The 12822-nt window shown below is 64.0% G+C and carries 10 protein-coding genes and 1 pseudogene; 5 read left to right on the plus strand and 6 right to left on the minus strand.

Annotated features, from left to right (window positions below; genetic code table 11):
* Positions 1-336 precede the first annotated feature (336 nt).
* Together ACGFU7_RS46070 and ACGFU7_RS46075 are read left to right on the plus strand one after the other, a co-directional pair.
* Positions 337-645: a transposase gene (locus tag ACGFU7_RS46070; RefSeq protein WP_393704606.1), complete on the plus strand. Its 309-nt coding sequence runs from the start codon at positions 337-339 to the stop codon at positions 643-645.
* 108 nt (positions 646-753) lie between these two features.
* Complete coding sequence (locus ACGFU7_RS46075; RefSeq protein WP_393704608.1) at positions 754-1023, plus strand: transposase; 270 nt, start codon at positions 754-756, stop codon at positions 1021-1023.
* A gap of 31 nt (positions 1024-1054) precedes the next feature.
* Here ACGFU7_RS46075 and ACGFU7_RS46080 read toward each other — a convergent pair whose 3' ends face one another.
* The 6 genes and pseudogenes from ACGFU7_RS46080 to ACGFU7_RS46105 all read right to left on the minus strand — a co-directional run.
* Positions 1055-1945, minus strand: a complete 891-nt coding sequence (locus ACGFU7_RS46080; protein ID WP_393704609.1) for an SAM-dependent methyltransferase — start codon at positions 1943-1945, stop codon at positions 1055-1057.
* A 304-nt stretch (positions 1946-2249) separates the two neighbouring features.
* Positions 2250-2999, minus strand: a complete 750-nt coding sequence (locus tag ACGFU7_RS46085) for a succinate dehydrogenase/fumarate reductase iron-sulfur subunit (protein WP_393704610.1) — start codon at positions 2997-2999, stop codon at positions 2250-2252.
* Positions 2996-4945 (minus strand): fumarate reductase/succinate dehydrogenase flavoprotein subunit, encoded by a 1950-nt coding sequence (locus ACGFU7_RS46090; RefSeq protein WP_393704612.1) that lies wholly within the window; start codon positions 4943-4945, stop codon positions 2996-2998. The genes ACGFU7_RS46085 and ACGFU7_RS46090 overlap by 4 nt, the downstream gene beginning before the upstream one ends.
* 2 nt (positions 4946-4947) lie before the next feature.
* The gene (locus ACGFU7_RS46095) at positions 4948-5616 is read right to left on the minus strand and encodes a succinate dehydrogenase cytochrome b subunit (protein WP_393704619.1); all 669 of its coding nucleotides are present in this window, start codon (positions 5614-5616) and stop codon (positions 4948-4950) included.
* A 235-nt stretch (positions 5617-5851) separates the two neighbouring features.
* On the minus strand, positions 5852-7057 hold the full coding sequence (locus ACGFU7_RS46100; protein WP_393704613.1) for an NAD(P)/FAD-dependent oxidoreductase: 1206 nt from the start codon (positions 7055-7057) through the stop codon (positions 5852-5854).
* A 367-nt stretch (positions 7058-7424) separates the two neighbouring features.
* A pseudogene (locus ACGFU7_RS46105) lies at positions 7425-7560 on the minus strand (hemin transporter); the annotation flags it as partial.
* Between the two features lie 579 nt (positions 7561-8139).
* Between ACGFU7_RS46105 and ACGFU7_RS46110 the strand changes: the two are divergent.
* The 3 genes from ACGFU7_RS46110 (at position 8140) to ACGFU7_RS46120 (ending at position 12576) form a co-directional block, all read left to right on the plus strand.
* On the plus strand, positions 8140-9150 hold the full coding sequence (locus ACGFU7_RS46110; protein ID WP_393704615.1) for a hypothetical protein: 1011 nt from the start codon (positions 8140-8142) through the stop codon (positions 9148-9150).
* A gap of 967 nt (positions 9151-10117) precedes the next feature.
* A complete protein-coding gene (locus ACGFU7_RS46115) occupies positions 10118-11731 on the plus strand; it encodes a cytochrome bc complex cytochrome b subunit (RefSeq protein ID WP_393704621.1) in 1614 nt (537 codons plus the stop codon).
* A gap of 308 nt (positions 11732-12039) precedes the next feature.
* Complete coding sequence (locus ACGFU7_RS46120) at positions 12040-12576, plus strand: universal stress protein (RefSeq protein WP_393704617.1); 537 nt, start codon at positions 12040-12042, stop codon at positions 12574-12576.
* Positions 12577-12822 lie beyond the last annotated feature (246 nt).

The raw sequence follows: 12822 nt of genomic DNA on the forward strand, positions 1-12822 counted from the left end.
CCCTCCGCCACACCGGCCGCGACTACCACCGGCCCCTACGAGCCCTCGGTCTCACGTGACGAACCCAGACAGATCTCGATCATGCAATGACCCTGCTCCGGGGATGCCTCGAACCCGGCACTGAGCATATTCAGATACAGATCGCTTTCTCGCCCGGTGATGTGGCGCACCAGGAGCCTGTCCGTATCCGGTTCCTCGGCGTCCTGCGGTCCCAATGGCTTCATCATCAGAGGCCATGTATACCGCTGGGTCAGTTCGTGACGAGCGGCGATCCGAATAGGAGCGGGTCGACGCCCCTGACGCCGTCGTTGAGCATCGTCCGGCCGCGTGCGGCGGATGCGAGAACTCTCTGGCAAAGGATGCCGAGCCGGTCGGGTTCTCCTGGTCTCAGGTCTTCGACGTCTGACCTGGTACACCGCTCATGCCAAGCGCGGCAGGGCCGGCATGGGCCAGGCCGGAGTACTGCCCTACTTCACCGGCACCACCGTCACCGACGCCTGGAGCTCCTACCTCGGATACGGTACCGCCGGCGCGCTGTGCAACGCGCATATCCTGCGCGACCTGGGCGGCGTCCAGCACGCCGCCCGGGAACCACGCCGCGCACGCCGCCCGCGAGGCCGGACGAACTGCCCTGGCCGACGATGAAATCGCCTCCCTGGAGGCATCCTTCGACCACGTAGTCCGGGCCGGACGGTCCGCCAAACCGATCCGCCGCGCAAGACGAAGGAGACCTTCGCCCGACAACTCGTCCTGATGCGCCGCCGCGAGGACATCCCGCGCTTCCTGCACGACCCAACGGTGCCCTTCACCAACAACCGGGCCGAGCAGGACATCCGCATGGCCAAAATCCAGATGAAGATCTCCGGCGCCCGGCGCACCCTCGACGGCGCGAACCGCCGGCTCCTCGTGCGCTCCTGCCTGTCCACCCGCAAGCACGGCCTCAACACCCATGACCGTCCTCCGCGAACTCCTCGCCGGAAACCTGGCTGTCGCCCACTCACGCGTAATCAAGCATTTGAGTAGTCAACCGGGAAGTATTGGCAGCTCGTCTGTTCTATGTGAGGGTCGCGGTGAAGAGCCATAGCTGGAGCGGGTCCGGTCGATGAGAATCGAAGAGCCAAGGTAGCGGGCGGCCCAGCTCTTCCACTTCCTCAACGAAGTCTCGCTGTTGGCCCAGCCATCCGTGACGCTCAAGCCATGCCTCGGGATCCTCGGTGGGGCCTCCGCGGTCAGCGGCAGCGAACACTTGGGCGACTGCATGATCGTTTGTGTCGGACACTGGTGAGTCCGTCACTCGGTATCGCCGGTTAAGGAACTCGCCCGCCAGACTGCTTTTCGGCGCCGACATCACGGAGATGGTGGAAAGAAGCCCGTCGGCTTCTGTGGGCGTGAAGTACATGATCAAGCCTTCGGCCAGCCAAGCCGTTGGCTGACCGGGGGCAAAACCCGCGGCTCGCAGGGAGGCGCTCCAGTCGTCGCGCAGGTCGGCCCGGACCGGCACCCGTGTGCCCGCACATACGAAGCCGTGACGGCTGAGTGTGGCTTCCTTGAAGTCCAGAACCGGAGCTGTATCGATTTCATAGATTTTAACGTCGGCCGGGAGAGCGAGACGGAATGCGCGTGTATCCAGCCCCGCTCCCAGGATGACGATCTGTCGATACCCGGCTGCCACCCTCTCGGTGAGGTAGCGGTCATAGAAAGGCGTTCTATTGGCGAAGTAACCGTGGATGTCTTCCCACAAGGCTGATGTGCCGTCATCACGTGCCGGGCCAAGCCGGGGGAGGTTCTCCCCTTCTTTGACGTGAGTTTGTGTAGCTTCGGCGATGAAAAATTCAGCTGCTGGATCGACAAAGAGTGGTTCCTCGGACCGGGACTCCTGGGCGCGTGCGTATGTCGTGACCAATGCTGTCACTCCGACACCTTCCGGCAGCACTGGTTTCGTCATCGTGCCACCGTGCCCGGGCGTGTTGCGCAGGATGCCTGTATAAGGGCCACATTTCCCGTAGGGCTGGCGTCGCAGGTAAATTGCATTCGCCTTTTCGTTGCGTTGCGACCAATCATTTACACTTACCCATCCGTGAAATAACGTGGATCTCGTTCACCACTTCATGTGACTGGTGGTGCGACGGGCAGCGGTATTCAGGTTGATCTGGCGGCGTCCGGTGGTCGTCGAACCGGTTGATGACACCTGCCGCCGCCAGATGAACCGCAGCTTGCCAGCGGACGCATTTCCCTCAGAGCGACTGCGGCTACCTATGGCCCGTCTTGCGGGTCGCGCGCAGCCATTCCTTGTTCATCGCGGTGATGGACGGCAGCGGGATTCCCTTGGGGCAGGCGGTGGCGCACTCCCCGGTGAGCGTGCAGCCGCCGAAGCCCTCCTCGTCCATCGTCGCCACCATGTCGAGAACCCGGGTCTCACGCTCCGGCGCGCCCTGTGGGAGGGCGTTGAGGTGGTTGACCTTGGCCGAGGTGAAGAGCATCGCCGAGCCGTTGGGGCAGGCGGCGACGCAGGCGCCGCAGCCGATGCACTCGGCGTGCTCGAAGGCGAAGTCGGCGTCAGGCTTGGGGACCGGGGTGGCGTGTGCCTCGGGGGCGGCGCCGGTGGGGGCGGTGATGTAGCCGCCGGCCCCGATGATCCGGTCGAAGGCTGACCGGTCCACCACGAGGTCCTTGACCACCGGGAAGGCCCCGGCACGCCAGGGCTCGACGTCGATGGTGTCGCCGTCTTTGAAGTGCCGCATGTGGAGCTGGCAGGTGGTGGTGCGTTCGGGGCCGTGGGCGTCGCCGTTGATGACGACGCCGCAGGCGCCGCAGATGCCTTCGCGGCAGTCGTGGTCGAAGGCGACCGGCTCGGCACCCTTGAGGATCAGTTCCTCGTTGAGGGAGTCGAGCATCTCCAGGAACGACATGTCCTCGGAGACCTCGTCGATGTCGTAGGTGACCATGGCACCGGGTGTGTCGGCGTTCTTCTGGCGCCAGACGCGCAGGGTGAGCCTCATGCGTAGCTCCGCTGGGTGGGGTGGACGTACTCGAAGACGAGGTCTTCCTTGTGCAGGACGGGCGCGGTGGCGGTTCCTGTGAACTCCCAGGCGGCCGCGTACGAGAACTCCTCGTCCTGGCGGGCGGCTTCGCCGCCCTCGGTCTGTGACTCCTCGCGGAAGTGGCCTCCGCAGGATTCGGACCGGTGCAGTGCGTCGAGGCACATGAGCTCGGCGAGCTCCAGGTAGTCGACGATGCGATTGGCCTTCTCCAGCGACTGGTTGAGCTCCTCGCCGGTGCCGGGCACCTTGATCCGACGCCAGAACTCCTCGCGGATCTGGGAGATCCGGTCGAGTGCCTTGCGCAGGCCCTCCTCGGTTCGGGCCATTCCGCAGTGTTCCCAGAGCAGTTCGCCGACCTCCTTGTGGAAGGAGTCGGGGGTACGGTCCCCGTCGACGGCGAGCAGTTGCCGCAGCCGGTCGTGGGTGTCGGTGACGGCCTCTTGGACGGCGGGATGGGTGTCGTCGACCGTGTCGAGGTGCGGATGGCGGGCGAGGTAGTCGGCGATGGTGGCCGGCAGGACGAAGTAGCCGTCGGCCAGGCCCTGCATCAGGGCGGAGGCGCCGAGGCGGTTGGCGCCGTGGTCGGAGAAGTTGGCCTCGCCGATCGCGAACAGGCCGGGGACGGTGGTCTGCAGGTCGTAGTCGACCCATAGTCCGCCCATCGTGTAGTGGATCGCCGGGTAGATACGCATCGGCACCTGGTACGGGTCCTCGGCGGTGATCAGCTGGTACATCTCGAAGAGGTTGCCGTACTTCGCCTCGACGGCCTTGCGGCCGAGCCGGGCGATGGCGTCGGCGAAGTCGAGGTAGACGCCCTGTCCGCCGGGGCCGACCCCGCGTCCTTCGTCGCAGACGTTCTTCGCGGCGCGCGAGGCGATGTCACGCGGGACGAGATTGCCGAAGGAGGGGTAGATCCGCTCCAGGTAGTAGTCGCGCTCGTCCTCGGGGATTTCTGCCGGTGAACGGTCGTCGCCGTGCGCCTTCGGCACCCAGATACGGCCGTCGTTGCGCAGGGACTCGCTCATCAGCGTCAGCTTGGACTGGTGTTCGCCCGAGCGCGGGATGCAGGTGGGGTGGATCTGGGTGAAGCATGGGTTGGCGAAGTAGGCACCGCGCCGGTGCGCACGCCAGACGGCGGTGGCGTTGCTGTTCTTGGCGTTGGTGGAGAGGTAGAAGACGTTGCCGTAGCCGCCGGAGGCGAGGACGACGGCGTCAGCGAAGTACGTGGAGACCTTGCCGGTGATCAGGTCGCGGGCGACGATGCCGCGGGCCCGTCCGTCGACGACGATCAGGTCGAGCATCTCGGTGCGAGGGTGCATCTCCACGGTGCCGGCCGCGATCTGCCGCGACAGCGACTGGTAGGCGCCGAGGAGCAGCTGCTGGCCCGTCTGGCCGCGTGCGTAGAAGGTACGGGAGACCTGGACGCCACCGAAGGAGCGGGTGTCGAGGAGTCCGCCGTACTCGCGGGCGAAGGGAACACCCTGCGCGACACACTGGTCGATGATCTCTACGGAGACCTCGGCGAGCCGGTGGACGTTGGACTCCCTGGCCCGGAAGTCGCCGCCCTTGACGGTGTCGTAGAAGAGCCGCTGGATGGAGTCGCCGTCGTTGCGGTAGTTTTTCGCGGCGTTGATGCCGCCCTGCGCAGCGATGGAGTGAGCGCGGCGCGGGGAGTCCTGGTAGCAGAACTGGACGACGTGGTAGCCCTGTTCGGCGAGGGTCGCGCCCGCGGCGCCGCCCGCGAGGCCGGTACCGACGACGATCACGGTGTGCTTGCGGCGGTTGGCGGGATTGACCAGCTTGGCCTCGAAGCGGCGCCGGTTCCAGCGCTCGGCAACGGGCCCGTCGGGGGCCCTCGTGTCGGCTACCGGCTTCCCGGTTGTGTATTGGGCAAAAGATGTCATTGTCAGCTCACCAACCCAGTCATGACAGAAATCGGAAGAGAGAGAAAGCCCGCGGTCAGTCCGATCGCCAGCACGTTGCCGGTGGCCTTGAGGACACCATTGCGAGTGGCACTGCCGACGCCCAGGGTCTGGGCCATGCTCCAGAAGCCGTGCTGGACGTGCAGTCCCATTGACAGGATCGCGGCCATGTAGATGATGTTGTTCCACCAGTGGGAGAAGGTGCCCACGAGGTTCTCGTACGGGTGGCCCTCCTGGAACCGGCCGGTGTGCACCGTGCCGGTCGTCAGGTCGAGAATGTGCCAGATGATGTACAGGCCGAGGATGACCCCGCCCCAGCGCATCGTGCGGGTGGCGTAGCTCGCTCGCTGCTTCTTGTGCACGTACTTTTCCGGGCGGGCTGCGATATCACGACGACTGAGCTGATAAGCGGAAACCCCATGCCCGACGACAGCGAAAACCAGCACTACACGCAGAATCCACAGCGCCCACCCGTAGTGCAGGACGGGTTCTCCCAGAGTGCGCAGCCAGTGGGCATATCCGTTGAATTCCCTCAGCCCGAAGAAAATTTTAAGATTTCCCAGTAGATGGCCAACGAGGAATCCAAGCATGATCAGGCCCGTCACGGCCATCACCGCTTTCTTGCCAATTGTGGAATCCCATGCCGCGTGCAACCTGGATTTCTGGTCGCTCGCGCCGACCGAAAGAGTCACGAGTTCGCTCCTTTCTTTGCAGCGCGAGGACGCTGATGTCCCCGCCGCTGTCGTCCTCTGTTCTGGGATTGGCATGCACGGCTGAGTCGCTTCGCCGGGCGGCAAGAAGCCGGGACGGATCATCCAGCTCGGAATGCCAGGGCCGGGCCACCACAGAAGCGGACAGCCCTGAACTGCCGGCGGCGGTGTCGCGGCGTCACCTAAGGGCCGGCGTTGTTGTGTAGTGCGCCTGCTCAAGGAGCTTCGCGGCGTCGTCGCCAGGCGGGACGATCGCTATCGTGTTGATGGCCTGCTTGATGTTCTTCGCGTCCTGCCGCGTGAACTGGACCTCACGGTCCCACCCAGCGGTGACAACCGCACCGGCCGGACCGAGATCGAGACACATTCCATAGGGGTTCGGCGCGAAGGGCACCTGGTCGAGACCGAGCAGGTCTGCCGCCACATTGAAGCCGGCATACCTGCCCAATGGCATGCCGTACTGGCAGCTCTGCACCACCACATGCTCCTCCTCGACGGTCGCAGCAGCGGTGTCACCGGCGGCGTAGACCTCCGGCACCCCGGCCACCCGCAGGAACTCATCGACCGCCAGGCGTCCCAGGCGATCCCGTGTGCCCGGGATCTGCGCGGTCAACGGACTGGCCAGCATTCCCGCCGTCCACACCGTGGTAGCCGCCTCGACCTCGGTTCCGTCGGAGAGCCGGACGCCGTCAGGCGTTACCGCCTCCAGGGTTACGCCGAGCCGCTGCTCGATCCCGAGCTCGTCGAGCACTTCGAGGATCTGCGGTCGCGGTCCGGCTCCGAGCTCCGGACCTACGACGTCCGCACGCTCCACCAGCACGACCCGGACGGGCTCGTCAGCCCCCGCGATGGCCCGCAAGCGCCCGGTCAGCTCCGTTGCGATCTCCAAACCGGTGAATCCCGCACCAACTACGACAGCGGTGAACCGACCGGACTTTGCAGCCCTCTCGGACAACCGGTGCAGATGCGCGTCAAGCCTTGCCGCGCCGGCCATCGTGTCGATATCGAACAGGTGCTCAGCGCCGGGCAGGTCGGGCCGGACCACCTGGCTGCCGCTCGCGAGCACCAGACGGTCGTAGGAGAGCACTTCAGTGCTTCCGTCCCGGCGTACCGCTGTGACTTCCCGATTCTCGGTATCGACCCCTGTGACGGTCGCGGTCACCCGGCGTACACCGATCGGCCCGAGGATCCGGTCCAGCGACACGCGCATCTTCTCAGGGTCGGCCTCGTAGAGCCTCGGGCGGATAACCAGGTCATCGCCTGCGGCCACGAGGGTCACCCGCAGTTCCGACTCGGGTACACCGGCGTCCCGCCGCTGCCGAACCACCGCTGCTGCCGACCACACACCGGCGAACCCACCGCCCACTACCAGCACATCCGACATCGGAAGCTCTCTTCGTTGGATGAATGTTGCGTCGAGAAACAGACGAGGCAGGCCCCGACGGTGTGACGTGATCCCCGACACACATGCGGTGACGGAACGACGGGGCAGGCGTGCGCCCCACAGCGGACCGACGCCTGTCCGAATTCCCCACCCGGCCTCGAAACCGCGCGGATCACACGCCGATGAGCCCCTCGCGCCCGCGCCACAGGTCGGGCCCGAAGAGTTCGTAACGGACGTGTGAGGAAGGGATACACCGCATGCCCGCAACTGCGTCCATACGGCCCGGATGAACGGGAGAAGGCCGCAGAGGTAGGCGTGCACTCCTCGGGCAAGGAAATCCGGGAGACGTCGACCGGGCCCGTGATGTCTTCCGGGCCCGCGGTCCGAGCAGCGCGTCGGGCTGCTCGGACCGGATCGTGAACCAGCATGCGGGCGAAGGCCGCAAACGCGCCGGCCAGTGCCTGCTGCTGGGAGCCCACTGCCTGGTTGCCGCGATTGAACAGAAGCTGTGTGTACCGCTTGTAGTGGGGAGGGGCGCTGCCAGGCCGAGGGAGGGCGGGTAGCTGCGGGGAGGCGTTCGTATGTGTGAGGGCCCTGCTGTGGCGGTGCGGGGCTCTCGAAGGAGGCGGCTCTCGATCCAGAAGGGATTGCCTCAGGGCGGCGTCACGTTTGGCACGGCTACGTCGTCATACCGGGTGTGACGGACCAGGAGAGCGATTTCGGGAAGCATGCTCTTGCTGTGGGTGCAGGCCATGCCGGTCTGCGTGCGGCGTTGCGGCTCGATCCGCAGGTGCGGAAGCTTGCCGCCCTGATCAATGAACGGGTCGGTCGCACAACCGTGGGGACGAACCCCATGGACGTACACCACCCACGAGCCGCCTGTCTCATTCCCGGCGCGAACTGATGGGAGCTCAGGCGACCCAACACCGATTCCTCTCCACGAGTGGCGTTGCCTTGGGCAAACACACAGACCAGCCCGCGGGAATTCTTGAGCAGTCCCTTACACCACCCAGCCGGACGACTTCCCGGATACCGCAAACAGCCGACTCGCCGTCGGCCCGGAACTCAGCGAAGGACAAACGATGAGAGACATACACACCCCCACGTCGGGCATCGCCAGGCGAAGCGTGCTCGGGGCAGCCACGGCCGCTCTGGGGCTGGGAGCGACAGCCGCGCTGTTGCCCGGCAGCGCCTCCGCCGGAGGGGTGGCCGATGCCAGCAGGATCGAGCCCCGTACCCCTGCCATCGACACCAGTCACGCCACTCCGGAGCTGGCGCGCCTGATTTCTCAGGTTTTCGGGGCCAAGACCAGCCGTGACGTGGAGGCGACCCTCTCGTGCTTCTACCCCAAGTCGACAACGTACATCGACGCCTCCCTGGGTTGGCCGGTCTACTCGTGGCAGGAACTGCACAAGCTTTTCTCCGAGTTGATGCCGACCTGGCCCGACACGGCCCGGTCCTATCCCACCAAGATCCTCGGTGACACCACCAGCGCGTTGGTCTTCTTCACCGACTCTCCCGAGCTCTTCGGACATGAGATCCGCCCGCTGGGTGTCATCAACTTCAAGGAAGGGAAGATTGCCCGCTGGATCGACTACTGGGACGGCCGGGAATTCACCCTCACGGACATGAAGGCTCAGCGGACACCCGAGGAAAAGTTCCCCACGGATTTCAAGGAATCCGTAGTAGGAGAGACAGCGAAGCCTTCCATCAAGCGCGTGGCACACAAAATCTCGGACGCCCTCAGCGGCGGTGCGGGGAAGGAGGCGGCATCTCTCTTCTCGGAGGATGCCGTGCTGGAGGACCAGGCCGTGCGCACCGTGGTGACGGGAAGACTCAACATCGGGGCCTACCTTGAGCGGGCCGCCGCGCACCTTCCCTACGGGCCCGGCGCCGAAGTGCGCCATGTGGTGGGCGGACATCTCGGTGGCGGCTACGAGTGGACTCGGCGGTCCGGCCCGGTCAAGCGCGGTGTCACGGCGCTCGAACTGGACGGAGACGGCCGGATCAGCCGGTTCACCTCGGTCTGGGACGGCTCCCTGCTGAGCGACGACCAACTCAGCCGGATGCAGGCGCTGACAATCGAGCACTGACGACGGAACACCCGAAGCCTGTCCAGGGTTCCGGCGGAAGTTGCCACCTGACCATCTGCAGAGCCTGGGGTGGAGAAAGGAAGTAAGCCGAACGGGGCGCTTCCGGGAGAGCCTTGGCAGCTTCGGGGGGCCTGTAACGCGGTGAAAGACAGTGGTAGCCGGGACGAGGGCTGGACCAGGTGGGAACCGGGCTCCGGTTCCCCGTGGCTGATGTCGGCCGGCGGCGGTCACGTGGTGCTGTCCACGGGGGAGGAGTTCGACTCCGTCCTCATCGTGCCGACGGCCGGCACGGGACCGACGCAGGGTCAGTCTGCGCGCGACCCCGATTGCTGTGATGGTCTCGGTCAGGCAGTGCGCCGGTCTGTCCGACCGTCCCGGGCGTGCTCGTGTCGATCTTCATGCGGGCGCGCGAACCAGTGGCCTTCGTCAGCTGGAAGCTGCTCATCGAGTTGGCACCCCATGGCTTTTGGCGAGCGCTATTTTCGCGCTCCAGGTGCACCGCTGAGTTCAACCGCACGACCCTCGTCCACCGCATCGGTATCGCAGAGATCACTGAAAGTCCGCTGCAGGTTTCTGCGAATCACCTCGCGGCCCGTACTGGTACTCGCGACGACGGCGGACCTTGCGGGCCGCCGGGTGGCTCAGCGGCCGCCAGGGGCGCCGGGGCGTCCACCACAGCGGCAGATGACGGCCGCGGGGCCCCGCACTGCTTCCTGGTAGAGCCGCGACTGGACGAGCGCGTCCGGAGAGGCGGGCAGAGGCTGAACCTTCCTTCGTCCTTGCTGCCCGGCGAGCTGCTGCCCGGGACAGGCGTCGATCTGTCGGCTGGTGAGTAGCTCGGACAGGGCGAGGCGGGAATGTGACCTACATCATTCTCACATTTATGGGGTCTACGTCGTCAATGGTGTGCAGTCCGTCCGAACCGTAGAACCGGCCGGAGCAGTACTGAGGGAAAGAGTTGAACGTGATGGTTAATCGTGCTAGCGCGAAGCAACCTTCATCAAAGGGAGAACGGATTGCCGACTGGGCCGACGGGCGGGTTGGCATTTATGGGCTGGCGAAAGCCAACATGCGAAAAATCTTCCCGGATCACTGGTCGTTCATGCTGGGTGAGATCTGTCTATACAGTTTCGTAGCCCTTGTTCTGACCGGGGTCTATCTCACCCTCTTCTTCCATCCCTCGATGAATGAGGTCACGTATCACGGTAGCTATGATCCACTCAATGGAATTGTCATGTCCGAAGCGTATGCATCCACGCTTCATATTTCCTTTGATGTCCGAGGTGGTTTGCTGATTCGACAAATACATCACTGGTCCGCATTGATTTTTCTTGCGGGCATGTTTGTCCACATGATAAGGCACTTCTTCACAGGGTCTTTCCGAAAGCCGAGGGAACTGAACTGGCTTTTCGGGTGGATCATGCTGGTACTGGGAATGTTTGAAGGCTTCACAGGGTACTCTCTTCCCGATGACCTCCTTTCCGGTACGGGTCTGCGCTTCGTAGAAGGTGCCGTACTGTCATTTCCTGTTGTGGGTACCTATATTTCCATGTTTCTCTTCGGTGGAGAGATTCCCGGACATGACATAATTCCTCGATTCTACAGTGTTCATATTCTCCTGCTGCCGGGAATATTTGCCGCTCTGATCGTGGCGCATCTTATTCTTGTGGTGTATCACAAGCACACGCAGTGGCCGGCGCCGGGTCGCACAAATAAGAACGTGGTCGGAATGCCTCTGTTTCCTGTCTACGTTGCCAAGGCTGGCGGTTTCTTCTTCCTCGTGACCGGGGTTATTACAGTCCTCGCTGCCATTGCATCCATCAATCCCATTTGGTCCTACGGGCCCTACCGTTCAGATCAAGTGACAAACGGAGCGCAGCCGGACTGGTACATGGGGTTCGCCGAGGGGCTGATCCGTGTCATGCCCGGATGGGAGATTAATTTCTTGGGGCACACCCTCGCGCTTGGTGTTCTCATTCCACTGCTGGTATTTCCGGTCGTTTTGCTTCTCATTGGTCTCTATCCATTTTTTGAAGCATGGGTCACCGGTGACAAGCGTGAGCATCACCTGTTGGACCGGCCTAGGAATCGTCCAGTGCGCACGGCTCTCGGCGTCGCGTGGATAAGTCTCTACTCCTGTTTCATGATCGGAGGCAGTAACGATATTATCGCCTCTAAGTTCCACCTCTCCATCAATTTGATTACCTGGGTCATCCGTGTTTCCGTATTTGCGGTACCGGTCATCGCCTTCGTCATCACCAAGCGTGTTTGTTTGGGCCTGCAGCAACGTGACAGGGATAAAATCCTCCACGGTTTGGAGACAGGCGTCATCCAGCGTCTGCCGCATGGCGAGTTCATCGAAGGACACAAGCCCCTCACTGCGGCACAACGGCACGTTCTGGGATCGCACGAGCAGTACAGGGCCCTGGAGGCCGGTCCTGGCGTGGACGAGAACGGCGCAGTGCGAAAGCGGTCTCGAGTCGAGAAGCTTCGCTATCGGCTCTCGCGCGGCTTTTACGGTCCCGGAGCGCAGATTCCGAAACCGACGGCCGACGAGGTCCGTAGCAGTATTGATCACTGATCCAGGTATTGGGTCACTGAATCACTGAGTCCATATCCGTGGGGGCATCAAATCCAGATGCGAAGTCAAGAGGAACGAGCGCCCTGGCGCTCTGGAATCTCTCGCACCGTTGGCCGCAGACTTAATACGGGCATGCAAGAGCGACCTGGAGAACCTCAGTGGCAACGCCTCAGCCGCAGGGCCCGGCATAGGTGAGGTGGGATTCAGGGGCCCATCAGGCTCTACCACCGTCAGTCCCCCCTTGATCCAGAAGGGCAGGGCATGAGTGCAGATAGGACTCGGCAAGGGCCGAGGAGGAGTGTGAAGTCATGCGCACAGCAATCCCCCCACGCGTCGTCGTCGGACTGAGCGGTTCGCTGAACAGCCTGACCGCCCTGCATCGAGCGGCCACGGAAGCCCGTCTGACCGGACGAACGCTGCTGGCGGTAATGGCGTACGGCCCACGCACCGGCGCTCAACACCCCTATCTCTCTGCGCCGATAACCGAACAGTCCAGGCACAGCGCGGTACAACAACTGATCAGGGCCCTGGAGGGCGCGCTCGGCGCTAGCAGAGACGACCTACCAGTGGAGGGATTTGTCGTCCGAGGTAGGCCAGGGCCAACCCTCGTCGGCGTCGCCCGCCGCGCTGACGACATCCTGGTGGTGGGGACCGGACATCGCAGCCGGCTGAGCCGAGCGTTCTTGCCCTCGGTTGCACGGTACTGCCTGGCGCACGCCTCATGTCCGGTGCTCGCAGTGCCGCCGTCCCCGTTGCAGCACGATCTCGAAGCGATGAGGAGGCTCAACCGACGCATGGTCCCCTGGGGGTTGGGCGCCACGGACATCCAAGATTTCATCTTCTAGCCTCGCCGTTTCGGTTGGGCTGAGGCGGCTGCGTTGATCACCAACTGGTGGGTGGTCGAGGCGATTTTGTTGCCTGGGCATGGTGGAGTCCCGGTGCAATGGTCGGGTTCTCCGGGTCCTTCGGATTGTGGGTGGGCGGGGGTCTGCAGAGCAGTCAACCGGTCGGGGCAGTGCGGCAAGGCGGTGGAAAGCCGTGGCCAGCTCGTGTCTCCAGGGCCAGGTCGCCGAGATCCGCAGGCGGAGGCG

This window comes from Streptomyces sp. NPDC048473, from assembly GCF_043200155.1.
Classification (GTDB): Bacteria; Actinomycetota; Actinomycetes; order Streptomycetales; family Streptomycetaceae; genus Streptomyces.